This is a genomic window from Pantoea sp. 18059, assembly GCF_902706165.1.
In the GTDB taxonomy this organism is placed as follows: Bacteria; Pseudomonadota; Gammaproteobacteria; order Enterobacterales; family Enterobacteriaceae; genus Pantoea; species Pantoea agglomerans.
Window position 1 is genome coordinate 456689 of the sequence record NZ_CACSJS010000003.1, and the last position, 25505, is coordinate 482193.

The window sequence follows — 25505 nt, forward strand, 5'->3', positions numbered from 1 at the left end:
CGAGCTCAATATCGACTGGCGGGCCTGCTACTGCTGTCAATCGAGCGGTTCAGGCATTGACTGTACCTTTTTCAGGAAATCCACAAAAGCGCGCAGAGGTGCTGACATAAAGCGGCTGGGAAAGTAGAGCCAGGGACCTTCAAATTCGGGCCACCACTCCGGAAGCACAGGCAGCAGTTCACCCGTCGTAAAGCAGGGCTGCAGCCAGTTTTCAAAGACGGCGATAATGCCCTGACCCTTTTTTGCCAGCTCAATTGCGCCTGATGCGCCATTGACACCGATAGTCAGGCGACCAGCAGGGTTGACGCTGACGGTTTCTCCGTTGCGTTCAAATTCCCAGGGAATCAGCGCGCCGCTGGAATACTTAAGGCGGATGCAGTGATGTTCGGCCAATGCCGTCGGGTGAACGGGGAGACCGCGCGAAGCAAGGTAGTCGGGTGCCGCCGCGAGAGCCAGACGCTGGCGGCGAGGGCCGACAGGAACGGCAACACTGTCCCGGGCCAGATGTTCGCCATAGCGTATGCCTGCATCGCAGCCTTCCGCCGTGGCATCAACAAGGCGATCGTCCACCATAATCTCCACCCGCAGCAACGGATGGCGATCGAGAAATTGCTCAAGCAGGGGCGGAAGAATATCGACCATCACCGCACCCGTCACGTTCAGCCTGAGTAGCCCGCGCACCTCCCGTTGAGAACTTGCCACGTCATTCATCACCGATCTCATTTCGCTCAGCAGAGGTGCCATGCGATCGGCCAGCATCCGGCCTGCTTCGGTGGGCGTTACGCTGCGGGTTGTGCGGATAAACAGCGGAACGCCCAGGCTGACTTCCAGCGCGGTAATCCTCTCACTGACCGTTGAGGGTGCCAGGCCTAACGTTTTAGCTGCGGCCCGGAAACCCTGACCCCTGAAGACGGCAAGAAATATCGCGACATCATCCATCTCAACTTCCGTTACTGTTCGCTTTTCCGAACAGCGTATTCGTATTGCGGCCTCTTATCAAACAGCTCTGAGAGATTTATAACTCAGATACACCTGCATAAATCACTGAGGCAACAACATGAAGAAGAGAACGGTTTTAATTACCGGCGCAAACAAAAGTATTGGCTTTGAAACGGCCAGAGTGATGGGGAAACTGGGATTTAATGTCTGGCTGGGTTGCCGCGATGGGGGGCGCGGTCAGGATGCTGTCAGCCGGTTGCTGTCGGAAGGCATTAAAGTGCGGCTGGCTATCATTGACGTGACAGACCAGAAAAGTGTTGATGCGGCCGTCGGGCAGATAAAGTCAGAAGATGGAAAACTAGATGTGCTGATCAACAATGCGGGTATTCCCGGAACCTGGCCCATCGCGCCTGAGTCGCAGAGCATCAGCGATATTATGACGGTGTATAATACCAACGTTTTCGGCGTCATCAGAATAACGCAGGCTTTTCTGCCGCTGCTCAAACTGGGCGAGGAACCCCGGATTATCATGGTCAGCAGCGGGTTGGGATCGCTGGAATGGGTATCTGGCAAAGCGCATCCCTACTCTCAGGTAGCGGCACTGGGCTATACCAGTTCAAAAACGGCATTAAATGGCGTTACGGTGGCATTTGCCAATTCACTGTCTGAGTATGGCATCAGCGTAAACGCAGTTGACCCGGGATATACGGCCACCGATTTTAACGGACATACCGGTTACCGGACTGTATCCCAGGCGGCCAGGGGGATCGTCTGGCTCGCTGCTGAAGCATCCCAGACAATCACCGCAGGATTCTTTTTGGATGGAGAGTGCGCACCCTGGTGAATCTCGTCTAATAAAGCATTCCACCTGCCTGGATGGGGCAGGTTGGTTGACGGGTGTGGGCAGAACGCCTGGCGTGTCGTGCGCAGTCGGTTCTCAAATATGTCCGAATCATCCTGAAGGAAAATAAGCGGCTCAATGTTTCTTAGCGCATCTGAATGTAATTAATGGCCGCCTCAGGCACGGATCGTACAGAAAATTAGGTCATAAGGTCCGCTTTGAACGAAAGCGGATCCAAACCTACAGGCTGGTCATCAGCCGGGGTAGTTTCTGAAGTTAAACGGCAGTTTTACAGAAGATGACAACAGATAACGATGACCGAATAAATTTATCTGAAAGGCGGGCACGCCAGGAGCGAGATACACACACACACTGGATTTACTGACCTGTAAATACACATACTGCCCAATTATGGCTGTTCAGGTGAATCAGTCGCCAGCTTCCCATATCCAGACAACATTGCCGTAGCTTCATCCATCCGTTGTCTATCAAGTTTATAGAACACCCAGTTCTTGATACGTTTCGATGTCACAATTCCGGCCTTAGCAAGAATTTGCAGATGGCCTGTCACGGTGGGCTGACTCAGTCCAATTTTTTCGGTGATAAATCCGACACACACACCATCCTTAACCAGATCGCCGTCCTGCTGCACCGGAAAATGTGACTCTGGATCGGACAGCCATTCAACAATCACGAGCCGATGCTCATTACCAAGGGCACGAAAAATATCGGCCATTAATGTCTTTGAGTTGTGCATATAGTCAATCGCCTATATAGTCATTTTCTTATATAACTTTAGGGGCATACTATGACAAACCACAGACAAAGGCTAACAGACAGTGTCACGCTGAAAGATATTTATGCAGCTTCCGGGCGAATTAAATCAACAGTATGCAAAACTCCGCTGGAGCTTTCGCACCCGCTGTCTGCTCTTGTCGGGACGGAGGTCAGGCTTAAGATGGAAAATCTTCAGCATACGGGTAGCTTTAAGCTGAGAGGTGCTGCAAACGTTCTTGCCAGTCTTAATGCAGACCAGCGACGTGCCGGCGTCATCGCTCCGACGGCAGGGAATCATGGTTTAGGGCTTGCCTGTGCGGGACATGCGGCAGGCATACCCGTATCCATATTCTTACCGTTTTCAGCAGACCCGATTAAGGTTTCTGCAATGAAGAGTTATGGTGCGCAGGTTACGTTTTTTGACAATATTGAAGATGCAAGGCAGGAAGCCATTGTTGCAGCGCAACAGTCCGGCGCAACGTTCGTCTCAGCCTATAATAATCAGCAGATGATTGCCGGAGGCGGCACCGTCGGTCTGGAAATCATGGAAGACTGGCCAGACGCTGACGTTATTCTCGTGAACATTGGCGGCGGCGGGCTGGCCTCCGGTATCGCAACAGCCATCAAGGGCATAAACCCTGCAGCCGAAGTGTGGGCAGTGCAGAGTGAAGCAAGCCCGACGTTTGAGCGCTGGAAAGAAGCTGGTGAGGCGATCCCAGTGGAAATATCGTCGTCAATCGCCGAAGGCATAAGTGGCTATATAGAGCCTGAAGCGATGACCTGGCCACTTATACGCGATCGTGTCGATCGTGTTCTTCTGGTTTCAGAAGCCGAAATCAAAGCAGCGATGCTGTTAATGCTTAATCTGCACAGCCATGTTGTAGAGCCTTCAGGCGTACCCGCAGTTGCGGCAGCCATCCGTTATGCAAAAGAACTGAGCGGGCGTAAAGTTGTCTGTGTGGTGAGCGGTAGAAACATATCGGGTTCCCGCTATCTCAAATTAGTTAATGAGGCGTCACTATGAAGAAACAGAGCGGAGTTAAGGTCGGCTGAGCTCATATTGCATAACGTTCTTATCATAACGGCTTCATTCATTACGCAGGCTTTGAGGTAGTGCCGCCTTTGACGGCCTGCCGTTTAACAGCCTTTTCGCTTAAAATTCTATGGTTCGTTTAAGGAAATGTCTGGCATCATAATCAAAAAATATTTTTGTCATACAAGGAGTAAGACTAATGAATATAAATATAAGAACAGCCCGGGCTTCTGATGTTGACAGTATTTTCGAAGTCAGAACCTCAGTGCTCGAGAATTATTTGAGTCGTGAAGAAATGCGTCAGATGGGGATCACTGAAAGCGTCGTGGCGGATATGATTGAAAAGAATTTATGCGCCTGGGTTGCGGCTGAAAGCGAAAAAATAGTCGGCTTTTCAATGGTTTTACCGGATGAAGGCTGTCTTTTTGCGGCCTTTGTTCTCCCGGAATATAAAGGCCAGGGGATAGGTCGCAGGCTGGTTTTTCTCGCCGAGCAGGAATTATTCAAACATCATAAGATTGCCTGGCTGGAAACCGATAAAAATAGTCGCGCGGCGAAATTTTACATGCAGCTCGGCTGGGGCAATAAAAAAGAGATTAACGATACCGATATCAAACTGGAGAAATATCGCAGCGTGTAATCTACTGTCATTTTCATAAACGTCTGCCAATGGCATAAGGCGGACGTTTAGCCAAAATAACATCTTTGCTGTCAGCAAGACCGATTGGGTGGCCTGGCGAAAACGCTTTAATCATTAATCGTCCTTTCTCAGAGCGATTTTATTACGTCGGCTTACATTCCCAGACTGGCCAGCAGGTCGTCCACATCATCCTGACTGGCAGGAGTCTCTGGTGCGGAGGAGGGTTTAGACGGCGCAGTGCGCTCGGCGGTGCTATGTGAGCCGGTATTATCGCGGATGACCTGTATCAGCTGCTGCTCAGCCTGATTCAGCACGGCCATCATAGCCTGCACAATCTGTCCTGTGAGGTCCTGGAAGCCCTGTGACATCATAATCGCGTGTAACTGCTGTTGCGTCAGACCCGTGACGCGGGGGACATCATTCAGCAAGGCAACGGTATCTGCCGCTAATGCCTGGGTCTGTTCTTTGTCTGACAGCGTACCGGAAGTGGCATCCCAGCGTTGCGAGAGTTTCTCAGCTTTTTCTCCCAGATCGGTTTGCAGAGGCTGCGTGATTTCCACGCTGTTGATTACGCCCTCTGCTGCTTCGCGGGTCATTGTGACGACATAACCCAGCCTTTCACGGGCGTTTGGGATGCTTCCCGCCACATCGGCGATGGTTTTATCAAGCCCCAGCTGTTGCAGACTGTCGCGAAGCTGCCGCAGGATGAAGCCAGCACGCGCCGTAATTTCGCCAATTTCCTGATGCTTACTATGGGTGTCGGATGGTGACATGGATGTTGTTTCCTGCGTAGAGATTTTCGATACCTGAGGTTATCGGCAGCTCGCGGCGGTTTTTTAAATTTCCTGAGGTTTTTACTCGTGTAAAAAGTGACATGATGTGAATGAGACACCCTAGAGCTAACGACATCAGGGTTGTAATAGGCAGAAAGTGTTGCGCGCAGGCCTTGTTTTTTCAGCCGGAGGGGGTTGTCAGGTATAGAGCGGAATGTGTGCGAGTTAATGACTGTTATGAGCGAAAAAAGGGGCGTATTACCCACTTCTGAAACGTTTACGCGAGGGCAGGCAGTATCTTATTTATCATGTAATTTCTTCGTCTTAATTAATCCGCCAACGAATAACATTTTGTCCAGTTGTAGTTAACCCTCGCCAGTTTTAATTCTCCATCTACATCCCCAAAATTAATGGTCTGACGTTCAAAAATAAACTCACGCACGGGTGCAGGTAAAAAATCAGCGCCGTAGCGCAGAATCGTGCTGTGCCAGAAGGGTGCCGGTAATGGGCTGCCGGTATGACGCATCAGCAACTCATTTTTCCAGTGCGAATCCAGAACTTTTTCGCAGAATGAGTGGCGCATGGCTATTGCCGAACTATCAGGGATCCCTGCAAGCAATAACTGACTGGGCAATGCAACTAACCGCAGATCTCTGATAACAATTTTTATCGCATCAAATCCGCTCCAGATATTCGTCAATTCATCGATTTTTTCGGGCAATGGCTCGTTTTCGTTATAGAGCGGCAGAGTCAGGGGCAGGAAGGTAAAATGGAAACCCTGTGTGGGCAGAATATCGGCAAGGGGATCATCCTTTGTGAGCTGCTGTAATTCACAAATAAGACGTGAGACATCAAAGGTCACCGGCGGCTGAATGCCCGCTGCAAGAGCCAGCCTTATAGGATCGTAGTAATTCCCCTCTTTAACAGCCCCAATTCCTGCATTTTCCGACCAGATGGAGAGGGTGTTCTCGTTGGCAGAGCGATACAAGCTTTCCAGATTTATCGATTTCATTACAGACCTTTTGCACTGGTATGAACAGAGGCGATTCGTCATCCATGCGATTTCAGCCCATAACTGTTCAGAAGTATCCCTGTGGCTAATCGTGAACACATTACCATACGCTCAACGCCTGCTCTGGCATAAAGCGGACATGTGCGGTGCCGGGTTTGCCTGAAAAGCATTGCGACCTTCCCGCTCTGCCCCTAAACGGACAACCAGAGGACAGATCAGGACAACAGATGCCTGACGTATAGAATCGATCAACTCTCTCTGATATTGATGATGTCGATGGCGTTAAATCACTCCTGTTGAGAGAGCTAAAATGAATTTTTATTGCAGTAAGGAATTTACCGGTTCGAAGGCCTGGGACTCACAGCATATTGCCAGCTTCGATAATGTCAGCGTGAAACTTCACTGGACCGATCAGCCTTATAAGTGGCACATCAACGATGGTCAGGAGGTTTTTGCTGTCATGGATGGGTGTGTTGAAATGCAATATAAAGAGCAGGGCGAAGTTAAAAGCCGGGTACTCAAAACCGGTGATATTTTTTATGCCAGTGAAGGGACAGAGCATATTGCGCGTCCACAGGGCGTCGCCCGCGTGCTGGTGATTGAAAAAGAGGGATCGGTTTAATTAAGTTGTGATTCATTATCTGGCTGAGCCAACAAGCCAGTGACAAAACGGGCAATCTCTTCTCCCAGATTGATAAGAAAGGCGTCGCGTGATGGGTGGGTGTCAGTGATATGCGGCGGCAGGATGTTCATGAAGGTGAAATGCCCGGCATCTTTAACCACGCAAAGTTTTGTCTCAGTTCGAATATCTAATTCTTCTTTGATGAACAGCGCTTGCGATGGCGGTGTCAGGGTGTCCTGCTCGCCAGTCCAGATCCTGACAGGCACTTTCACGGAGGCGAGGGCCGAGGGTGCTCTGAAAAAATCCGCAGGTGGCGCTAACAGCACCAGTTGATTCAAATCCTGTCTGCCTGCATATGTCACCTTCTCTCTGGTGCGAGTCCACGCCGTCGCCCCGGCGTGCATCAACAGAATCACGGTGCCGAGTGAGTGCCCGACGCCGGTAATCGAGGCATAATGTTGACAAAACGCATCGCGGGCGAGGGCCAGCCTTTGGCTGCGTTCCAGTAAGTCAGCCTTTGAGGGCGTGGAAGAGGTTAACCGTTCGAAATGGGGCGCTACAACTGAAATACCATTGCGGCTAAAGGTCTGCAGAAGCTCAAGATGACGCAATGGACTTCCGCCAGCACCTGCTGCAAAAAGGATACACTGGCTGGCCTCATTCACCTTCAATAACGTGACGTCAAAATTCCTGTCGGCATGCCTGATGACAGAGGTTTCCCCCCTGGTGTTGTTAATCATAAAGCCGACTCCCCGCTAAAAGGTCAGTCTGGAGATACTAACTTGTTCCCTGTGAAACGATAAATTTCCGTCTGCTTCTGGCTCCAGACCACCGTTACGCAAGGCGCCAGCAGCAGATCAAAGCGGACCGGTTATTCATACTCTGGCGTCAGGCCGCCGACCTTTCCGCGCTTACTGCGTCGCCTCTGCCCGTAATGCCGCCTGCACAGCACGGCGCGCACTGATATTTGCTCTGTACGCCACCAGCGCAGGCCAGCGATCCAGTTCAATGCTGAAGAACTTACACCAGCCCAGTACGGTGAAAAGGTAGGCGTCAGCAACGCTGAATGATGGCCCCATCAAAAACGCTTTTTCGGCGAGCGTGTCCTGCAGAAAGTCGAACCGCCGGAAGAGCTTTTCACGAAACAGTGACAGGACAGCGTCGGGCAGTGCCTGGTTAAACAACAGAGCGGAACCCGCGTGGATTTCACTGGTAATGAAGTTCAGCCACTCCTGCAGTCGAACACGCGCCCAGCTGCCTGCTGGCGGTGCCAGCCCGCTTTCCGGCCTCAGGTCGGCGAGGTACTGCACAATCGCCGGCCCTTCAGTCAATATCTGCCCGTCGTCCAGTTCCAGTGCAGCAACATAGCCCTTGGGGTTGATAAGGCGAAAGTCGCGTCCGTCAGAGGTGAGCTTGCTCCTGTTATCCACTTTAACCAGCTCAAACTCCAGTGCGAGTTCACACAGCACGATATGGGGTGACAGCGAACAGGTATCCGGGGCGTAATAAAGTTTCATGTCTTCTCCGTTAACATTGAAAGCGATGTGAGATTCTCTTTGTCGTTACGGAACAGACTGTACTTAACACAGAGGATTCTGTAAAATTAATACTTCAATAATTAACTATTAGCTGGGCTACTGATAACCATGATGAATCTTCTGCACTGGCGCTTGCTGGTGGCGGTGGCCGATGCCAGTAATATTTCGCGTGCTGCTGAAACGACAGGCATGACACAGTCCGGTGCCAGCCAGGCTATCGCCCAGTTAGAGTCGTCACTCGGGTTCGCGGTATTCGTGCGTGAGCGCCGGCACATCGGTGTTACCGCGCTGGGAGAGCAGGTCATTGAACATGCCAGAATTATGCTGTCGCAGCTCAGCGCGATCCGCGTGCTGGCTGATGAGAGCCGGGGTTTAAAGGGCGGACGCATTCGGCTTGCCAGCTTTCCCTCTGTGACGTCCACACTCCTGCCTGGGCTGTTGCGTAACTTCAGGCGTCTGCATCCGGGCATGGAGGTGGTGGTGCTGGAAGGGACGGATGAAGAAGTTGAGGAGTGGCTTGCAGCAGACACCGTTGAACTGGGGGTGGTAATGAACCCCACACCCGGACGTGCTGAGGTGATACTGGGAAAAGACGCCTGGGTCGCCGTCATGCCAGCCAGCGCTCCGCACATCGGTCAGTCAGGCGCGAACGGTATAACCCTGCAGGAACTGGCAGACCAGCCCTTTGTGCTTGCAACAGGCGGATGCGTCGTTAATGGCAAAAGCCTGATGGAACAGTCAGGATTCCACCTCTCTGACGTGCGCGTAAAGGTCCGCGACTGGATCAGCGCCTGCATGCTGGTGCGTGAAGGTATGGGTGTCGCGCTGGTGCCGGAATCAGCCCTGCCAGCGGAACGTCGCGGCCTGTCAGTGATGCCGGTCATCCCGCCTCTGCACCGTGAATTCGGGCTGGTCTGTTCGCCTTCCGGAAAAGCTTCTGGCGTGACTCAGGCACTCCTGAACGGGCTACGTAAAGGACAGGGTAATATCTCCGGATAATCCCACTGCACCGCTGACTTTATCTGCCGTTACCCGATCATAAACAGCAGAATGGCTGGCCGGGAAAGAGAGGTCTGCAGACTCTCCCGCCCGCGATCCTTTCTCAACTCACGTCTTAACGCTTTGCCGCATAAGGTGATCGGGGCGAATAACGGTTTTATGGCGTGGCGGAACACGCCTGAATCATCGGGATGGCTCAGAATTCGCGTAACTGGTCGAACAGCTGATACAACCGCGGCTGATCCACAAGCGTGGCGCCTTGCTCGCCCAGTTTCTGCTCCAGCGGGTTCAGAACATCGCACAGCACACTGTAGATCTCCTCACGCTCGACCGTCTCGAGCGCCTTTGAACGCCGGTCGATGAGATTAAAGGCTTCGGTGTAGGCGGTTACGGCGGCGGTTAACAGGCTCGCCACATCCATGCTGCTATCGATGTTGTTCGTGGCAGCCCGCAGGTTTTTGTAAGCCAGCGATGCTTTTTTGGCATAAGTGGCTGAAATATGTTCGCGTCCATCCCAGTCCCGGAACGGATTGTGCAGATTCTCAGCCAGCCATTCCGGCTTGCGTGCTTTACTCAGCGAGAGATCCAACCCCTGAGTTGTCGCCTTTTTATAAGCGGCTCTGACAGAGCTGACAACGTCAAGCGGGACGCTGGTCATCCACAGGCATGAGAGATTGGGCAACGCTTCTGGTGAGGGAAAGTCAGCCGCGCTGAAGCCAAACAGGTTGAAGAAGGTCAGCATCTGCAACTGTGGCAGTGCGGCAATACGATGCATATTGCTGGCTACGCCGGGATTTCCCCAGATGCGCAGCTCAGTCAAACAGGTAAAGCGTTCAACGACTGGCGCCAGGTCAATCTCTTTAACGCCTGTTAGTGACAATGCCCTGAGCCGGTCAATACCCTGCAGCACAGGCAAAGTCTGCGAACATTGCAGGCACAGATTGCGTCCCTCCTGATCCGCCTCTACCTGAAAGCCTGAAGAAGGCGTTGCGGTGAGTGACAGCAGGGAGAGATCAGGATTCAGACGCACGCAGCTGACGCCTTCAGGGTGCAGAATAAAACGCGACAAACGAGTCGCCCCGACATCGATTTCGCTGACGACAGCGGATTGCCAGTGCAACTCATTAATGAAGTCATGCTGCTGTATATAGGCCATCAGTTCCGGGGTGCCATGGCGGGTTTCGATGGTCATCAGGCAGGGCAGGCGATCCAGTTCAGAGAGATCGGTCAGGGTTTGCAGGAGGTGGTCATTGATACGGGTGGTGTCCTGGCGAAGTGTCTGGCCGCCGACAACCACGTTGTGCGCGCCTGAAGCAGCCTTGAACCGCGCACGGCTGGCCGGGTCGATCTTCTCCCAGTTTCGCTGACGAACAAGACTGTCTCCCACGTCCCAGCCGAACTTGTAGGCGTTTACTTCCTGATCTGACAGCGGCGGCAGGTTGGCAATTAATACATGTCCCGGTGGGACATTGGCAGAAACATAACCGTGATCGAAGCTGTCTTTGACAAAATAGTAGCTACAGCGCAAAGGCTGCATACGGCTGGCTTCCGCCCTGTCAGGCAAATGATCACCTGCCCAGTCGAGCTGGAGTATGGCTGCAAGGACTTTACCTCTGGCATTAGCAGGCTGCTGGAGGTGTGTCACCTGACAGGCGACGTACTGCTGCAACTGCGGGGAATACACGCTGTAGATATCGCCGACCTTTGCTTGCACTCTCACTCCTCTCAGTCAAAAATTTTACAGTCAGAAAATCTGATATAGCGCGCATCCTGCTCAGGGGTGCGCTTTGCCACGGATCTCAGATCCATCCAGCACACTAGCCTGGCATAACGTTTTAACGAAATGCTGGCGCGTGAACATTTTTATTTTTTTTTCGCGGCAGGTGACAGCGTCAGTCGGGTTGCACGCAGCAGCCCGACTGACGAAGTCTGCCCGGAGGCATGCGGGGCAGGTATTCAGCTTACAGGCGGTTACCGGCCTCAACCAGTTCGTTATAGGATTTTAAAACACGCATCGGTGAACCCGATACCATCCAGCCTGAATTGCCGCTTCCTTTCAGCAGACTCTGCTCACCCGTGCTGTAAGGTGTTTTATCGCGAATCCGACGCATGCGATCCTTGCAGTCTTTCAGGAAGGTTCCGGCATTATCCTGGAAGATGGACCAGGTTAATGGCTTGCCCGCTTCGCTGGCCGTTGCCTTTTCTGCCTCACTCAGCAGCGTACTGTAAGCATCAATCGCTTTTGTCATCTCTGTCACGTCGGGAGCGGAAGAGGTAAACAGGGTCGCCAGCGGTTTGGCCTGTGTGACTAATGCCAGGCGGTAGTAGCGACTATGACGGCCCTCAGACTTTTCAATCTCAACGAGTTGCGCAGCAACGACCTCATTGTTCTCTTTTTCAACTTCGGCACCGAACTGGTCGCTGGATTTCATAAAGCTGTTAAACGCCTTCATGAGTGGCGGATGCATTTGCTTGCCTTTCGCGAAGCCATCATCCTTGTAATCTTCCTGACTGTAGTAAAGATGAGCCTGCGAAACCAGCGGCTGCAATGTCGTTAAATCCGCCAGATACTGTGTTGCTGCAGCATCCAGCGCCGGTAACGTCGGTTTAGCCTTTGATGCCTGATTGATGGCTTTAGTGCAGCTCTCCAGTTCATAAGGCGTGACCTCGCCCAGTACGTTAACGCTGCGCTCTTTGCCGGTTGGCCCCTTTTCAGCATTCGCCATCCAGCTCACATAGCGCAGGGCACTATCGCGAACCGATCCATCCGTAGTGTTAAAGCAACCCACATAGGCGTTTAATTTTGTGGTGAGTTGCGCAGCGCTATCCTCCGCAACAGCCTGGGGTTGACTCTGCGGGGCGGGTTTTGCATCCGCTTTGTCACTGTTGTCACATGCTGCCAGCGGCAGCACAAGGGCAGTCAACAGCATCCCGGGTATCATGGCCCTGCTTGCTCTTTTAAACACAATCGTTCCTTTATTTATGTGGTCAGAAATAGAGATTGAAAATAAATGTTCGCATTGGCTCCCTTTTCAGCTGCGAGGAGGGAGCCGATGACAAACGGGTTATGCGTTTTGCGTCGCTGCCGCCGTTTCTTCTTTCAGCAACGCTCTGACTGTCTGATGACGATGCCAGTAATAGCCGAGGGTGTTTTTAAAGGCTTCAATCTCCTTTTTCAGGCCCGGCAGAGGGATCTCACTGCGTTTTTTTCCCTGCGAGTTTGGCTGCACATGTTGCACGTAGAGCTTATCCCGGCCGAAGCTACGAATGACGTTGATGTTTTTAACGTTATCCCACTCCAGCACTTCGCCGGTTTTCGGCGACACGATGCCCTGCCAGGTGATGACGATCTGCGAGCCATCTTTCAGGGTATAAGGAACATTGGGGAAATGCTTCAGCACCAGCGCGGTTTCCATTTCACCGTCAGGCTGATAGCGCCAGGCCAGGCTCTCTTCATGCACAGAAGAAAAGTCGCGCTCGTATTTCTGCCACAACTGCTGTTCAATCTCGTTGGCAACCGGCATCAGATCGACCCAGCTCTGGGCCGGGAAATCGGCGGCGATCGCTGCATAGTCAGCTTCGTTAATCTCATACCCTACGTTGCGCATCCTTTCCGCCAGCGGCGGGTGTGAATCAAACGGGTGCGGCACATTCTGCTCACGGATGACGCTGATAAAGTCCGGAGAGGCGACATGTTCAGGCAGACCGGCAGCAATAGCTTTACTGATCCCCAGTTCATTTTCGTGCAGCGTCTGATTATTAAAGAAGTTTCGTTCAACTTCATTCCGGTAGCTGGCATACGCAGATACTTTGATCAGTGATTCGATAATCGCGGCAGGGGAGACCAGCGTTGATGCATTGCGATCCGCGACAAACTCACGTTCACGGCTGTTACGCTGCCACGCCAGTTCAAACAGCATGCGATAAAGATAGAGCGGATAGAAGACGATCAGCGTGGCCACATTCTGACCCATCAGCTGCATATAGAGATCAAACCGATGCAGTTTCGGTCCCAGTAATGCGCCGGAGGCGGTGTCGCCTTCATGCAGGTGGGTCAGCTCATGGACCATCACGCCATCAGCCTGCGCAACGGTGAGCTGACGCAGGAGCGGAATACTGACATAGAGCTTACGGCCGGTGAGCGGATTCCCATTCACGTTCAGCGGAGCTTCGGTCACGTAGAAGTTGGTGTCGATACCCGCAACAATATGATCGGGTGGCGTGGTGCCCACTCTGGCGGCCAGCATATCAATCTGTGACCAGAGTGCCGGTGCCGCTTCGCGGGTCACGACTTCGCCTTCAATACTCTCTTCCGGTGGGAGTTTTTTGAAGATGCCTTTAATCATGTAATACATGCCGGCCAGCACCAGCAGTCCTACTGCCATCACCAGTTTTGGATAGTAGGTTTGTGTAAAGAAGGCGGTGCCCCAGAATGAGAGCCATACCAGCATGCCGCCCTGTACCATGACTTCCAGCGAACAGGCCAGCATCAGGAACTTGCGGGCCAGTGCCAGACTGATAACCTGTCCCTGGCGGCTTTTAAAGGCCAGCGCACTGAACAGCAACACCATCAGCAGGACAGCGCCGCTGCCGATCAGTGTCCAGAATGCCACTTTATCCATCATGTAGAACTGCCACAGTTCGGATTGCGGTTCGCAGACGGCGTTTTTGTAATCCTGCAGATTTTCATCTACCGGACCGCAGACACTGGAAGGCGGGTTCTGCTGCAGAAACGCCTGTAGTTTGTCCGTATCCTGATGTTGTTCCCGCGCATCGTCCATGAAGAACTGCGTGTATTGCTGATCAAGTTGTTTGTTGCCATATTCAGCAAAAAACAGGGTAATGACAGGGACGAGAAACAGTGTGAACAGCAGCCAGAAAAATACCTTTAGATAACCCTTTTTCAATTCCGTTAATGTATTCAAAATAATAACATCCTGCATGTCTATGAAAGGGAGAAGCTGCTGCTATCAGGAAATTCCGAAAAGAATATCCTGGCCCCGGTTAAACGGTGCGGAAACATTTATGCGAGCTTCACGATATTATAATTATTGCAGAGCGATTATAAGCCAGTCTGAAGCCGTTTTGAAAAGGTATAGCCGGATATTTTGGGCGATTTTTTCCTTTTCCGTCAGGTTATTTTTCTGGCGGCTTCCGGTGGTTCTGCCACGACAGCACTAATTTGAGTTAGTTCTCATCACTTATTCTGTCCGATCTCCTGACCGAGGGCTAATCCCCGCCATCTGTCTGCATCCGATACACCATAATCCTATATTTTACCATCAGAGCGGTGCGAAAAAATTACCAGCGCATCCCTTTGAAGGGATTCCAGCCGTTATCGCCTTTTTTCTCTTTCAGGTAATAACTGTAATTGGTGCTCATGCCGTACAGGGCATTAAAACCATAGCCCAGGCCAACCTGAAGATACCGTGGAAATTCCATGCCCGCTATCGCTAAGGCGATGATCAAAATAGTATAAACAACTACCATAATTAAAATCAGCATGATGTTCTTCTTCCACAGGCCGAGTACGAACAGATAAATCGGGCCGAAAAGAAAGGCAATTAAATTCATGTTCACTTTTAATTTTTGCCTGAAAGGCAGTTGTTTCAATGCCTGTCTGAAGCCTGGTGTACTGGGAGCACCATGAAGGTCGAAAAAATCAAATCGGGTCTGCCATTTCGCACTGTACTCTTTAGTAGCGTTTACTTTATTATGATTTTCAATAGGTTGATTCATGGTTGCCTCAATATCCTGCGCAGAAAACTACAGAGACCGACACTGTTACAGACGGGTGACAGCCGCATGAATGGTGCTCATCGACCGCCAGAACAGCGCATACGAATTTTAAAAACAGGGAAGCCGCGTTAATTCGCACCAAAATAATATCGGTACGGTACAAATAGCCATGCTACACCCTGGGTGCGCTATTATCTGCACGGGTGCCGAATTCAGGTTAAACAACAATATTTGAAAATAAATCCATCAGAATCAGTAATGTGAAACTTGCACAGGCCGGACATCTCCTGTGGTGGATGTAATTGATATTAGCACCAAAGAAAATATCGCCACAATGATAAAAATATGTTAATTTTCAAAAAAATATTCCTCGTTCCTCACACCTTAGAAGGATATAAAGATGATCGCATGGAGCGGAGTGGGTTTTTTCGTCGCAGTATTAATTTCTGCCGCCTACCTCCTGTGTAAATGGCTGTTAGATATTTATTACTACGACGGTTTCTTTGTCGCCCATCTATGGGCGACAGGGGCTACGCTGATCGTTTCTGCCCTTTTTTGTGCGGCCTTTGTCTGGGTGCTTCGGCAGGAAAAATGGCTGGACTCCCTTGCACAAGCAACGAAAAGCCAGCCAATGATGGCCCCCGAAAAAACCCACAACTTCTTTTTTATTCCCGTTCTCTACTGGCCGATTATTCTGTTTCTGCTCGGCTCAGGGATCTGTATTTACGACCTGACCCGATAACACTTCACATCACTGATACAGGCCATACTGATGCTGTATCAGCGAAATGGAAATATCATCAATACGAAGGAGTTCATGGTGAAATTAAGAAAATCATTAAACATTATGGGTGCGATCTGCCTGGCAACTGCCATCGGGGCTACTTCTCTGATGGCATCAGCCGCTGAGACAGCACCAGCTGCAAACACGCAGACTCAGACGATCTCTTTGCTGGATGGCAAACAGACGTTCAAACTGCAGGGCTATGAAAAGCAGCCTGTGCCGGGCGGCGGACCAGGCACCATGTATGTGAACAAGCAGGAAAAACGCGTATTGATCATTGGCGAAGAAGAGATCCCATTGATTGCGCGCGGTGGCAGTGACGCTGATTTTCTTGAAGGCGGGAAGTCTATCAAAGACAAGCAGAAGCAGGCTTCACCTTCTTATACGGTGATCAGTGAGAAAACTGAAAATACCAACGGTTTGCCGGTCTATCATATTGAAGCCACCGACAAAATGGGTGGCAACGATGTGCAACAGGCGACGCTGCTGGCGGTCGCCAACAAGAAATTCACCGTTATTCAGGTGATTTCAAACCACAAAGACAAGGCTGGCCACCTGAAAGCAGTAAACAATATCCTCGGTAAGTAAGGCCTCAGTCGATAAGCCCGGTTAGCTGATCGACCCGGATAAGGGGTTGCCGGTGGGGTTCATGAGTTTACTCAGAACTCACCTGCAATGCCTTGTCTGAACAATGCTCAGGCTGACGCGTCTGCGCGTCATCACGGCTTGCCCGCAAACCCCTTTCCTGACCTCTTTCTTCAGGCGTTATGCCAGACCTTAAAACAGAAAAGGCCGTCTCCGGCCTCTCGTTAACGCTCTGCAAACATCTACTTCAGGCTGCGCGAACCTGCGGCATCGCTATATCCGCGCTGATACGAGCACCTTCAGCATCAAACACCATGCAGTGGTGCGGATGGAAGGTGGGGCGCAGCGTCTGATAAGGACGGAAATGCACATCGCCGGGCAGCAGCATCTTGAAGCCGTCGTGGCCGTGGCTCTGACCAAACAGATAGGTGTTGTTGCCAAGTCGCTCAACCACTTCGCAGTGGAAATTGATATTCAGTGGCGCATCGCCGTTGATCTGCAACTGCTCCGGCCGGATACCCAGCGTGATCTCATCACCAGGCTGCAACTGGCGGATGGGCGAGGGGAGCTGCAGCCGATGCTCGCCGTCATTGATCAGGGCGACCAGGCCAGCAGGGCCGCACTGCTCCACGCGCGCAGGCAGGAAGTTCATCTTAGGTGAGCCGATAAAACCGGCGACAAAGCGGTTAATCGGGTTGTAATAGAGCGCCATCGGTGAACCCACCTGTTCAACCTTGCCGTAGTTCATGACCACAATCTTATCGGCCAGCGTCATCGCTTCCGTCTGATCGTGCGTCACATAGACCATGGTGGTTTTCAGCTCCTGGTGCAGCTTCGCAATGTGCAGCCTCATATCGACACGCAGCTCCGCATCCAGGTTCGATAAGGGCTCATCAAACATAAACACCCGGGGATTTCGCACGATTGCGCGACCAATGGCGACACGCTGACGCTGACCGCCGGAAAGCTGCTTTGGTTTACGATCCAGCAGATGCGCAAGCTGTAGCGTCTTCGCCACCATCTCTACCTGATGCTGAATCTGCGCTTTCGGCACGCCGTTCACCTTCAGTCCGTAACCGATATTTTCCGCCACCGTCATATGCGGGTAAAGCGCATAAGACTGAAACACCATTGCCACTCCGCGGTGCGAGGGTGCGACATCATTCATGACCTCATCACCAATCAAAATCTCACCGTCACTGATCTCTTCCAGCCCGGCGATCAGCCGCAGCAGTGTGGATTTACCGCAGCCTGACGGACCGACGAAGACCGCAAACTCACCGGCCTCAATATCAAGCGCGATATTTTTCAGCGTTTCTGTTTTACCAAAGCGTTTGGTGACGTTTCTCAATCTGATGCTGGACATGCTGATCCTCATGGCAAGGGATTTGGCGGCTGAAATGTATGACGTATAACAGTTTGTCTTTTTACACGTCAGCCCTGATGGTGCCTGCGCTGACTATATCGCTCCGCCAGAGTGCGCCCTACCGCTGATTTTGATTTCTGTAATAGCGATCACACATTGATGCGAACGGGCTGGAGCGCGGTACGCATTCCGCGTAGCGTATGGCTCAAATGCGATACGTTACTCAAACTGCATATGCTCAATAATTCCTTGTTCAGCATGTGCATGAAAAAAAATATCAGCAAATGACAGCTTAAAATGTCATACCTTCACATGAGGACAGTAATGAAAATCAAAATCAGCGTTACGCTACTTCTTTCCGCATTGATGCTTAATCAATCCGCCTGGGCCGCTCAGCAACTTACCGTCTGGGAAGACATTAAAAAATCAGACGGCATCAAAACGGCGATCGCCGATTTTCAGAAACAGTTCGGCGTTGAAGTAAAAGTTCAGGAGATGCCGTTTGCACAGCAGATTGAGAAGCTGCGTCTTGATGGCCCGGCGGGTATTGGCCCGGATGTCCTGGTGATCCCTAATGACCAGCTCGGCAGCGCGGTCGTACAGGGATTACTGGCACCGCTGAAAATAGATGCGGCAGAGCAGAGCGCTTACACCCCCTCAGCAATGGCGGCTTTCACACAGAACAGTGTGGTCTACGGCGTACCCAAAGCGGTGGAAACGCTGGTGCTGATCTACAACAAAGATCTGCTGCCGTCGCCGCTGAAAACGCTGGAGGAATACCGTGCCTTCTCCCAGAAGCAGCGTGAGGCGAAGCAGTATGGCCTGCTCGCTAAGTTTGACCAGATTTATTACAGCTGGGGTGTGATGGCTCCGATGGGCTCTTACATCTTTGGCAAAGACGCCAAAGGCGCAATTAACACTCAGGATATCGGTCTGAACACCCCGGGCAGCGTGGAAGCGGTGACTTATCTCAAACGTTTCTTCAGTGAAGGATTGCTGCCAGGCGGCATCATGGGCGACAACGGCCTCAACGCCATCGACTCGCTGTTTACCGAGAAAAAAGCGGCGGCGGTGATCAATGGGCCGTGGGCATTCCAGCCTTATCAGGCTGCCGGAATCAACTATGGCGTGGCACCGCTGCCGCTGCTGCCTAACGGCAAGCCGATGAGCTCCTTCCTGGGCGTCAAAGGCTATGTGGTCTCTACCTGGAGTAAAGATCAGGCGCTGGCGCAGAAGTTCCTCACCTTCATCAACCAGACGCAGTACGTGAAAGAGCGTTATCAGAAAACCCAGGAGATCCCACCGGTCACCGCGCTGATGAACGATCCGATTATCAAAGATGATGAGAAGGCCAACGCGGTCGCGGTGCAGGCGGCGCGTGCGTCAGCGATGCCTGGCGTGCCGGAAATGCAGGAAGTATGGGGACCAGCCAATGCTGCCCTTGAGCTGAGCGTATCCGGCAAGCAGGAGCCAAAAGCGGCACTGGATAATGCAGTGAAGCAGATCACCATGCAGATTGAAGCGATGCAGGCCAGCAACCAGTAATGCAGGTTCACGGGATAACCGTACAGGATAAGGATCAGGGTGTGGCTATATCTTCCGATGAAAATCTGGTGACGGCTAAGCGTCCGCGTCGTCATGCGACCACCGGTGCGCTGTTGGCACTGCTGCCTGGCTTCGGCCAGTTTTACCACCGCCAGTGGGCTAAAGGGCTCTGTTTTCTGATTTTGCTCAGCAGTTTTACCGGCGTCTTCCACGATTTTCTGCGTGAGGGATTCTGGGGGCTCTATACGCTGGGCGAATCGGTGCCGCGTGATAACTCCATTTTTCTGCTGGCAGAGGGCATTATCAGCGTACTGATTGCCGCCTTCGGCGTGGCGGTCTGGGGAGTGTCAATGCGCGACGCCTGGGTCAATGGCGTCAGGCGCGACAAGGGCCAGAAGCTGAACAGCGTGCGCCAGCAGTATCAGTTACTGCTGCGCGATGGCTTCCCCTATCTGATGATTTCGCCAGGCTTTATTCTGCTGGTGTTTGTAGTGGTGTTTCCGATTCTGTTCGGTTTCGCCATCGCCTTCACCAACTACAACCTCTATCACACGCCTCCGGCGAAGCTGGTGGACTGGGTGGGGTTCAAAAACTTCATCAACATTTTTACTCTGTCGATCTGGCGCTCCACCTTCTTTGATGTGCTGCAATGGACGGTTGTCTGGACACTGCTCGCTACCACGCTGCAGTGCACCGTGGGCGTCATGCTGGCGATTCTGGTCAATCAGAAGGACCTGCGCTTTAAGCCGCTGATCCGCACCATCTTTATCCTGCCGTGGGCGGTGCCGGGCTTCGTCACCATTCTGGTCTTCGCCGGAATGTTCAACGACAGCTTTGGGGTGATCAACAACGCTATTCTCGACTTCTTTGGCATTGCACCTAAAGCGTGGATGACCGATCCGTTCTGGACCAAAACCGCGCTGATTATGATGCAGACCTGGCTCGGTTTCCCGTTTGTGTTTGCGATGACTACCGGCGTCCTGCAGGCAATCCCTGACGATCTCTATGAGGCGGCGATCATGGACGGTGCCAGCGCCTGGACGCGGCTGAAAACCATCACGCTGCCGCTGGTGCTCTACGCCATTGCGCCGATCATCATCACGCAATACACCTTCAACTTTAATAATTTCAACATCATCTATCTGTTTAACAACGGCGGTCCGGCGGTGGCGGGGTCGAATGCCGGAGGAACCGATATCCTGGTGTCGTGGATCTACAAGCTCACCATGTCGTCGTCGCAATATGCTATCGCCGCCACTATCACCATTTTGCTGTCGATTTTCGTGGTAGGTCTGGCGCTGTGGCAGTTCCGCGCGACCCGGTCGTTTAAACAAGATGAGATGGCGTAAGGAAGCAGTTATGGCGAAGTCCGGCAGTATTAAACGCGAAAGGTGGATACGCCTGTCGCTGACCTGGCTGGTGGTGCTGGCCGTCTCGGCCATCATTATCTATCCGCTGGTCTGGACAGTAGGAGCATCACTGAATGCAGGTAACAGCCTGCTCAGCAGTTCGATCATTCCGGAGAATGCGTCGCTGCAGCACTACCGCGACCTGTTCAATGGCACGGTGCCTTACCTGACGTGGTACTGGAATTCGATGAAAATCAGTTTCCTGACCATGGTGCTGACGTTGATCAGCGTCAGCTGTACCGCCTACGCTTTTTCCCGTTTTCGGTTCAAGGGGCGGCAGAACGGACTAATGCTGTTTCTGTTGTTACAGATGATCCCGCAGTTTTCGGCGCTGATCGCGATTTTCGTGCTGTCGCAGCTGCTGGGGTTGATCAACAGCCATCTGGCGCTGGTGCTGATCTACGTTGGCGGGATGATCCCGATGAACACCTGGCTGATGAAGGGGTATCTCGACTCGATTCCCAAAGATCTGGATGAGTCGGCGCGCATGGACGGTGCGGGCAACTTCCGCATCTTTGTTGAGATCATTATGCCGCTGTCGAAGCCGATCCTGGCGGTAGTGGCGCTGTTCTCCTTCACCGGCCCGCTGGGTGATTTCATCCTCTCCAGCACCATTCTGCGAACGCCAGAGCAGTTCACGCTGCCGATTGGCCTCTATAACCTGGTGTCGCAAAAAATGGGCGCCAGTTACACCACCTATGCCGCCGGTGCCGTGCTGATAGCCGTGCCGGTGGCGGTGTTCTATCTGGCCCTGCAGAAATACTTCGTTTCTGGCCTGGCCTCAGGCAGTACTAAAGGATAAATCATGACGCCAAAAACATTGATTCTCGCCCTGGCGCTGGCCTGGGCGACACCGCTGCTCGCCGCCGATCAGCCTGTCATCGGCTCTGCCGGGCCGTGGCCAGCCGATTTTATCAAAGGTGCGGATATCTCATCGCTGGCCGAACTGGAGAAGCAGGGTGCGAAATTCTACAACGCAGATAACCAGCAGCAGGATGCCATCGCCATCCTGAAAGCCAGCGGCATCAACACCATACGGCTGCGGTTGTGGGTGGATCCCCGCGACGGCAGCGGTCAGACCTACGGTGGTGGCGGCAACGATCTGGCGACCACGCTGGCGCTGGCGAAGCGCGTTAAAGCGGCGGGCCTGAAGCTACTGCTGGATATCCACTACAGCGATTTCTGGACTGATCCAGGCAAGCAGTTCAAGCCCAAAGCCTGGCAGTCGCTGCCTTTTCCGCAGCTGGAAACCCAGGTTCATGACTACACCCGCGACACCATCGCCCGTTTCAAAGCGGAAGGTGTGATGCCGGATATCGTGCAGATTGGCAATGAACTTAACGGTGGCATGCTCTGGCCGGAAGGCAAAAGCTGGGGCCAGAACGGCGGTGAGTTTGATCGGCTGGCCGGTCTGCTGAAAGCCGGGATCAGCGGGGTTCGCGAGAACCTCAGCGACCCGCATCAGGTGAAGATCATGCTGCACCTGGCTGAGGGCACAAAGAACGACATGTTCCGCTGGTGGTTCGACGAGATCGTTAAGCGTGATGTGCCATTCGATGTGATTGGCCTGTCGATGTACACCTACTGGAACGGCCCCATCAGCGCCCTGAAAGCCAACATGGATGATATCTCCCGGCGCTATGAGAAAGACGTGATGGTGGTGGAGGCGGCCTACGGCTACACGCTGGAAAACTGCGATAGCGCGGAGAACAGTTTCCAGGCCAAAGAGGAGCAGGCGGGCGGCTATCCCGGCAGCGTAGCAGGCCAGGCGGCCTATCTGCACGACCTGATCAAAGCGGTGCTGGCGGTGCCGGACCATCGCGGCAAGGGTGTCGTCTACTGGGAACCGGCGTGGATCCCTGCGCCCGGCAATACCTGGGCGACACCCGCCGGCATGAAATATATCCACGACGAATGGAAACAGGGTAACGCCCGCGAAAACCAGGCGCTGTTTGACTGTCACGGCAAGGCGCTGCCTTCGCTGCAGGTTTTTCATTAACCATTAGCGCAAACGCTGATGTCTACCTCTGAGGAACAGGTATGAATAAATTTCCCCCGCTCAGCGCACGGGTTAACCGGCTGCTGCATGGTGCTGACTACAATCCCGAACAGTGGGCGCACCAGCCGGGCATTATTGATGACGACGTCATGATGATGAAGCAGGCGAACTGTAACGTTATGTCGGTGGGTATTTTCAGCTGGGCGAAGCTGGAGCCGGAAGAGGGGCGCTATGAATTTGGCTGGCTGGATGAGGTGATTGATACGCTCTGGCTGCAGGGGATTTCTGTGTTTCTTGCTACCCCGAGCGGGGCCAGACCAGCCTGGATGTCGCAGGCGTATCCGGAGGTACTGCGTGTGGGGCGCGATCGCGTGCCGGCTCTGCATGGTGGCCGTCATAACCACTGCATGACCTCGCCGATGTATCGCCAGAAAGTGCAGGCGATGAACAGCCGGCTGGCGGCGCGCTATGCGCATCATCCGGCGGTGCTCGGCTGGCATATTTCCAATGAGTATGGCGGAGAATGTCATTGCGATCGCTGTCAGCAGGCGTTTCGCAGCTGGTTGCAGCGCCGTTATGAGACGCTGGAGAACCTGAATCTCGCCTGGTGGAGTGATTTCTGGAGTCATACCTACAGCGACTGGTCACAGATTGTGTCGCCAGCGCCACAGGGTGAGATGTCGATTCACGGTCTGAATCTGGACTGGCGGCGGTTTATGACCGATCAGGTTACTGACTTCTGTCGTGAGGAGATTAAACCGCTGAAGCAGGCCAATCCCGATCTGCCTGCGACCACCAATTTTATGGAATATTTCTACGACTACGATTACTGGAAGCTGGCACCGGCGCTCGATTTTATCTCCTGGGATAGCTACCCGATGTGGCATAACGAGAAGGATGAGACCACGCTCGCCTGTTATACCGCGATGTACCACGATTTGATGCGCACCCTGAAGCAGGGAAAGCCTTTCGTGTTGATGGAGTCGACGCCGAGCGCCACCAACTGGCAGCCGACCAGCAAGCTGAAGAAGCCGGGGATGCATATTCTGTCGTCACTGCAGGCGGTGGCCCATGGTGCGGACGCGGTGCAATATTTTCAGTGGCGAAAGAGCCGTGGTTCGGTCGAGAAGTTTCATGGCGCGGTGGTCGATCATGTGGGTCATCTTGATACGCGCACCGGTCGTGAGGTGAGTGAGCTGGGCCGGATGCTGGCCGCGATGACGCCGGTGATGGGCAGCCGGGTTGAGGCGCGGGTGGCGATTATTTTCGACTGGGAGAGTCGCTGGGCGATGGATAATGCGCAGGGGCCGCGCAATCTCGGCCTGCATTATGAGCGCACAGTGAACGAGCACTATCGTGCTTTCTGGGAGCAGGGCGTGGCGGTGGATGTGATTAACGGCGACTGCGATCTCAGTGGTTACGATCTGGTGATTGCGCCGATGCTGTATATGGTGCGGGATGGTTTTGCGGCGCGGGTGGAACAGCATCTTGAGCAGGGCGGGCATTTCGTTGCCAGCTACTGGAGCGGCATCGTGAATGAGAGCGATCTGTGTTATCCCGGTGGCTTCCCGGGGCCGTTACGGCCGTTGCTTGGCATCTGGTCAGAAGAGATCGATAGTCTGACTGATGAGGAGTTCAATGGCGTACGCGGGGTGCGCGGCAATGAGCTGGGTCTGAGCGGGCCTTATCAGGCGCGAGAGCTTTGCGAGCATATTCATCTGGAAGGGGCAACGGCGCTGGCCAGCTATGAGAGCGATTTTTATGCCGGTACCCCGGCGGTGACGGTGAATCGCGTGGGTCAGGGCAAAGCCTGGTATATCGCATCGCGTAATGATCTGTCTTTCCAGCGGGATTTTTATGGTGCGTTGATTAAGCAGCTGGCGTTGCCACGCGCTCTGGCGATTGATCTGCCACCGGGTGTGGTCGTTCAGCAGCGCACTGATGGCGAACAGGCGTTTCTTTTTGTGCAGAATTTTACCGGTCAGGTGCAGCAGCTGTCGTTGCCTGCTGGGCTCAGCGATTTGATCGATGGCTCGGTTGTGGGGGAATCGCTGGTGCTGGCGCCGTGGGGATGTCGCGTTCTGAGTGTGATGCTAACTGAAGGCGCAAGCCTTTGACGTTAGTTTAATGCCGTTTGCTGGCAGGTTTAGCATCGGCTCAGGGGGCCAGTACCTTCCGCAAAGACGCAAAAGATGGCATCCCTGCCAGCTCAACACGGGCAATTACGCACCTCATCCCTGAGGTGCGCCCGTTCCCGGGCCAACGCGTTGCGTTGTTCAAAAACGCTCCCGGCGTTTTTGTCCCTGGCCCGTGATGCTTTGCTACAGGTACTGGCCCCCATCGCTTTGCGCATGGGAGTTGTCTGTTGGAAGTTTTGGACCGGCTTTAATTGCGGACTTTGTGGCGGAGGAATAGGGTTTGAGGGCAGGAAGAGTGTATTTTCTGTGAGTGCCCTGAAGCCATTCCCCCTCGTTTTCGTTTATCAGTCGTGAGTGGCGGGCAGCAGCCCGCCTTTTTATTATCTGGAGGAGAACAACATGGTGAGTCTGAAATCGTTTAAGCAATATTTCAGTCGGCAGCCGCTGACGGCGGAAGAGGTTGAGATAGACAGTGCGCTGCTGGAGCGTCTTGTAGAGTGCTTTGGCGGGCGTGAAAATATTCAGCAGGTGGACGCCTGTTTAACCCGGCTGCGGGTGAAAGTGACATCGCTGAGGGCGGTAGATACGGCAGGATTACAGAAGGCGGGGGCGATTGGCGTGGTGATTCTGGGGCAGGAAGTTCATGCCATCTTTGGTACGCAATCCGACCAGCTGCGTCAGTTGCTGGAAGCCCGATTCTTTAAGCCGCTTCAGCCGGAGTAAAAAAAATGGATAACCGTCGCCGGTTATCCAAATAAGCCCCTGC

24 protein-coding genes are annotated in these 25505 nt (G+C 53.1%); 13 read left to right on the forward strand and 11 right to left on the reverse strand.

What is annotated here, in order from left to right:
* Positions 1–36: 36 nt before the first annotated feature.
* Entirely contained in the window at positions 37–939 is a 903-nt protein-coding gene (locus GVJ63_RS11620) for a LysR family transcriptional regulator (RefSeq protein ID WP_033786794.1), read from the reverse strand.
* Between the two features lie 118 nt (positions 940–1057).
* Here GVJ63_RS11620 and GVJ63_RS11625 point away from each other — a divergent pair, with 118 nt between their 5' ends.
* Positions 1058–1783 (forward strand): SDR family NAD(P)-dependent oxidoreductase, encoded by a 726-nt coding sequence (locus tag GVJ63_RS11625; RefSeq protein WP_159226895.1) that lies wholly within the window; start codon positions 1058–1060, stop codon positions 1781–1783.
* A 406-nt stretch (positions 1784–2189) separates the two neighbouring features.
* On the opposite strand, the gene GVJ63_RS11630 is transcribed toward GVJ63_RS11625, so the two are convergent.
* Positions 2190–2537, reverse strand: a complete 348-nt coding sequence (locus tag GVJ63_RS11630; protein WP_064690677.1) for a metalloregulator ArsR/SmtB family transcription factor — start codon at positions 2535–2537, stop codon at positions 2190–2192.
* Between the two features lie 51 nt (positions 2538–2588).
* Between GVJ63_RS11630 and GVJ63_RS11635 the strand changes: the two genes are divergently transcribed.
* Positions 2589–3581 carry a threonine/serine dehydratase gene (locus tag GVJ63_RS11635; RefSeq protein ID WP_176442713.1) on the forward strand — a complete coding sequence of 331 codons (993 nt, stop codon included), beginning with the start codon at positions 2589–2591 and terminating at the stop codon, positions 3579–3581.
* A gap of 208 nt (positions 3582–3789) precedes the next feature.
* A complete protein-coding gene (locus GVJ63_RS11640; RefSeq protein ID WP_187515290.1) occupies positions 3790–4230 on the forward strand; it encodes a GNAT family N-acetyltransferase in 441 nt (146 codons plus the stop codon).
* 152 nt (positions 4231–4382) lie between these two features.
* On the opposite strand, the gene GVJ63_RS11645 is transcribed toward GVJ63_RS11640, so the two are convergent.
* Both GVJ63_RS11645 and GVJ63_RS11650 read right to left on the reverse strand, forming a co-directional pair.
* Positions 4383–5003, reverse strand: a complete 621-nt coding sequence (locus tag GVJ63_RS11645; protein WP_010259809.1) for a protein phosphatase CheZ — start codon at positions 5001–5003, stop codon at positions 4383–4385.
* 328 nt (positions 5004–5331) lie between these two features.
* Positions 5332–6015 (reverse strand): hypothetical protein, encoded by a 684-nt coding sequence (locus GVJ63_RS11650; protein ID WP_159226896.1) that lies wholly within the window; start codon positions 6013–6015, stop codon positions 5332–5334.
* Between the two features lie 310 nt (positions 6016–6325).
* On the opposite strand from GVJ63_RS11650, the gene GVJ63_RS11655 reads away from it, so the two are divergent.
* Positions 6326–6637: a cupin gene (locus GVJ63_RS11655; RefSeq protein WP_031594071.1), complete on the forward strand. Its 312-nt coding sequence runs from the start codon at positions 6326–6328 to the stop codon at positions 6635–6637.
* Here GVJ63_RS11655 and GVJ63_RS11660 read toward each other — a convergent pair.
* Both GVJ63_RS11660 and gstA read right to left on the reverse strand, forming a co-directional pair.
* Positions 6634–7377 (reverse strand): alpha/beta fold hydrolase, encoded by a 744-nt coding sequence (locus tag GVJ63_RS11660; protein ID WP_159226897.1) that lies wholly within the window; start codon positions 7375–7377, stop codon positions 6634–6636. The genes GVJ63_RS11655 and GVJ63_RS11660 overlap by 4 nt on opposite strands.
* Before the next feature lie 171 nt (positions 7378–7548).
* On the reverse strand, positions 7549–8154 hold the full coding sequence (gstA, locus tag GVJ63_RS11665) for a glutathione transferase GstA (protein ID WP_159226898.1): 606 nt from the start codon (positions 8152–8154) through the stop codon (positions 7549–7551).
* Between the two features lie 129 nt (positions 8155–8283).
* On the opposite strand from gstA, the gene GVJ63_RS11670 reads away from it, so the two are divergent.
* Positions 8284–9174, forward strand: a complete 891-nt coding sequence (locus GVJ63_RS11670; protein ID WP_200843120.1) for a LysR family transcriptional regulator — start codon at positions 8284–8286, stop codon at positions 9172–9174.
* 196 nt (positions 9175–9370) lie between these two features.
* Here the strand turns inward: GVJ63_RS11670 and GVJ63_RS11675 are convergent, their stop codons facing one another.
* The 4 genes from GVJ63_RS11675 to GVJ63_RS11690 form a co-directional block, all read right to left on the reverse strand.
* Complete coding sequence (locus tag GVJ63_RS11675; protein ID WP_159226899.1) at positions 9371–10888, reverse strand: hypothetical protein; 1518 nt, start codon at positions 10886–10888, stop codon at positions 9371–9373.
* A gap of 247 nt (positions 10889–11135) precedes the next feature.
* On the reverse strand, positions 11136–12104 hold the full coding sequence (locus tag GVJ63_RS11680; protein ID WP_122890078.1) for a YiiG family protein: 969 nt from the start codon (positions 12102–12104) through the stop codon (positions 11136–11138).
* 135 nt (positions 12105–12239) lie between these two features.
* Entirely contained in the window at positions 12240–14117 is a 1878-nt protein-coding gene (locus GVJ63_RS11685) for a M48 family metallopeptidase (protein ID WP_159226900.1), read from the reverse strand.
* Between the two features lie 358 nt (positions 14118–14475).
* A complete protein-coding gene (locus GVJ63_RS11690; RefSeq protein ID WP_010670648.1) occupies positions 14476–14913 on the reverse strand; it encodes a DUF2628 domain-containing protein in 438 nt (145 codons plus the stop codon).
* Between the two features lie 400 nt (positions 14914–15313).
* Between GVJ63_RS11690 and GVJ63_RS11695 the strand changes: the two genes are divergently transcribed.
* Together GVJ63_RS11695 and GVJ63_RS11700 are read left to right on the forward strand one after the other, a co-directional pair.
* Positions 15314–15655, forward strand: a complete 342-nt coding sequence (locus GVJ63_RS11695; protein ID WP_010259779.1) for a hypothetical protein — start codon at positions 15314–15316, stop codon at positions 15653–15655.
* A gap of 30 nt (positions 15656–15685) precedes the next feature.
* Positions 15686–16285, forward strand: a complete 600-nt coding sequence (locus GVJ63_RS11700; protein WP_010259156.1) for a hypothetical protein — start codon at positions 15686–15688, stop codon at positions 16283–16285.
* A 244-nt stretch (positions 16286–16529) separates the two neighbouring features.
* On the opposite strand, the gene GVJ63_RS11705 is transcribed toward GVJ63_RS11700, so the two are convergent.
* Positions 16530–17660, reverse strand: coding sequence for an ABC transporter ATP-binding protein (locus GVJ63_RS11705; RefSeq protein ID WP_370516266.1), 1131 nt, complete (start codon positions 17658–17660; stop codon positions 16530–16532).
* Positions 17661–17972: 312 nt separating this feature from the next.
* Between GVJ63_RS11705 and GVJ63_RS11710 the strand changes: the two genes are divergently transcribed.
* From GVJ63_RS11710 to GVJ63_RS11735, 6 genes are all read left to right on the forward strand, one after another.
* Complete coding sequence (locus GVJ63_RS11710) at positions 17973–19193, forward strand: extracellular solute-binding protein (protein WP_159226901.1); 1221 nt, start codon at positions 17973–17975, stop codon at positions 19191–19193.
* Between the two features lie 41 nt (positions 19194–19234).
* On the forward strand, positions 19235–20542 hold the full coding sequence (locus GVJ63_RS11715) for a carbohydrate ABC transporter permease (RefSeq protein ID WP_029519279.1): 1308 nt from the start codon (positions 19235–19237) through the stop codon (positions 20540–20542).
* Between the two features lie 10 nt (positions 20543–20552).
* Positions 20553–21404 (forward strand): sugar ABC transporter permease, encoded by an 852-nt coding sequence (locus GVJ63_RS11720; RefSeq protein WP_010259151.1) that lies wholly within the window; start codon positions 20553–20555, stop codon positions 21402–21404.
* Positions 21405–21407: 3 nt separating this feature from the next.
* On the forward strand, positions 21408–22601 hold the full coding sequence (locus GVJ63_RS11725) for a glycosyl hydrolase 53 family protein (RefSeq protein ID WP_159226902.1): 1194 nt from the start codon (positions 21408–21410) through the stop codon (positions 22599–22601).
* 41 nt (positions 22602–22642) lie between these two features.
* Positions 22643–24718, forward strand: coding sequence for a beta-galactosidase (locus GVJ63_RS11730; protein WP_159226903.1), 2076 nt, complete (start codon positions 22643–22645; stop codon positions 24716–24718).
* 420 nt (positions 24719–25138) lie between these two features.
* Positions 25139–25462 (forward strand): glucose PTS transporter subunit EIIB, encoded by a 324-nt coding sequence (locus GVJ63_RS11735; RefSeq protein ID WP_010259145.1) that lies wholly within the window; start codon positions 25139–25141, stop codon positions 25460–25462.
* Positions 25463–25505 lie beyond the last annotated feature (43 nt).

Excerpts from the sequence above, each read along its gene's own strand:
- GVJ63_RS11620 (WP_033786794.1), bottom strand. The coding sequence starts at position 939 with ATGGATGATGTCGCGATATTTCTTGCCGTCTTCAGGGGTCAGGGTTTC.
- GVJ63_RS11625 (WP_159226895.1), top strand. The coding sequence starts at position 1,058 with ATGAAGAAGAGAACGGTTTTAATTACCGGCGCAAACAAAAGTATTGGC.
- GVJ63_RS11630 (WP_064690677.1), bottom strand. The coding sequence starts at position 2,537 with ATGCACAACTCAAAGACATTAATGGCCGATATTTTTCGTGCCCTTGGT.
- GVJ63_RS11635 (WP_176442713.1), top strand. The coding sequence starts at position 2,589 with ATGACAAACCACAGACAAAGGCTAACAGACAGTGTCACGCTGAAAGAT.
- GVJ63_RS11640 (WP_187515290.1), top strand. The coding sequence starts at position 3,790 with ATGAATATAAATATAAGAACAGCCCGGGCTTCTGATGTTGACAGTATT.
- GVJ63_RS11645 (WP_010259809.1), bottom strand. The coding sequence starts at position 5,003 with ATGTCACCATCCGACACCCATAGTAAGCATCAGGAAATTGGCGAAATT.
- GVJ63_RS11650 (WP_159226896.1), bottom strand. The coding sequence starts at position 6,015 with ATGAAATCGATAAATCTGGAAAGCTTGTATCGCTCTGCCAACGAGAAC.
- GVJ63_RS11655 (WP_031594071.1), top strand. The coding sequence starts at position 6,326 with ATGAATTTTTATTGCAGTAAGGAATTTACCGGTTCGAAGGCCTGGGAC.
- GVJ63_RS11660 (WP_159226897.1), bottom strand. The coding sequence starts at position 7,377 with ATGATTAACAACACCAGGGGGGAAACCTCTGTCATCAGGCATGCCGAC.
- gstA (WP_159226898.1), bottom strand. The coding sequence starts at position 8,154 with ATGAAACTTTATTACGCCCCGGATACCTGTTCGCTGTCACCCCATATC.
- GVJ63_RS11670 (WP_200843120.1), top strand. The coding sequence starts at position 8,284 with ATGATGAATCTTCTGCACTGGCGCTTGCTGGTGGCGGTGGCCGATGCC.
- GVJ63_RS11680 (WP_122890078.1), bottom strand. The coding sequence starts at position 12,104 with ATGCTGTTGACTGCCCTTGTGCTGCCGCTGGCAGCATGTGACAACAGT.
- GVJ63_RS11685 (WP_159226900.1), bottom strand. The coding sequence starts at position 14,117 with ATGCAGGATGTTATTATTTTGAATACATTAACGGAATTGAAAAAGGGT.
- GVJ63_RS11690 (WP_010670648.1), bottom strand. The coding sequence starts at position 14,913 with ATGAATCAACCTATTGAAAATCATAATAAAGTAAACGCTACTAAAGAG.
- GVJ63_RS11695 (WP_010259779.1), top strand. The coding sequence starts at position 15,314 with ATGATCGCATGGAGCGGAGTGGGTTTTTTCGTCGCAGTATTAATTTCT.
- GVJ63_RS11700 (WP_010259156.1), top strand. The coding sequence starts at position 15,686 with ATGCTGTATCAGCGAAATGGAAATATCATCAATACGAAGGAGTTCATG.
- GVJ63_RS11705 (WP_370516266.1), bottom strand. The coding sequence starts at position 17,660 with ATGAGGATCAGCATGTCCAGCATCAGATTGAGAAACGTCACCAAACGC.
- GVJ63_RS11710 (WP_159226901.1), top strand. The coding sequence starts at position 17,973 with ATGAAAATCAAAATCAGCGTTACGCTACTTCTTTCCGCATTGATGCTT.
- GVJ63_RS11720 (WP_010259151.1), top strand. The coding sequence starts at position 20,553 with ATGGCGAAGTCCGGCAGTATTAAACGCGAAAGGTGGATACGCCTGTCG.
- GVJ63_RS11725 (WP_159226902.1), top strand. The coding sequence starts at position 21,408 with ATGACGCCAAAAACATTGATTCTCGCCCTGGCGCTGGCCTGGGCGACA.
- GVJ63_RS11730 (WP_159226903.1), top strand. The coding sequence starts at position 22,643 with ATGAATAAATTTCCCCCGCTCAGCGCACGGGTTAACCGGCTGCTGCAT.
- GVJ63_RS11735 (WP_010259145.1), top strand. The coding sequence starts at position 25,139 with ATGGTGAGTCTGAAATCGTTTAAGCAATATTTCAGTCGGCAGCCGCTG.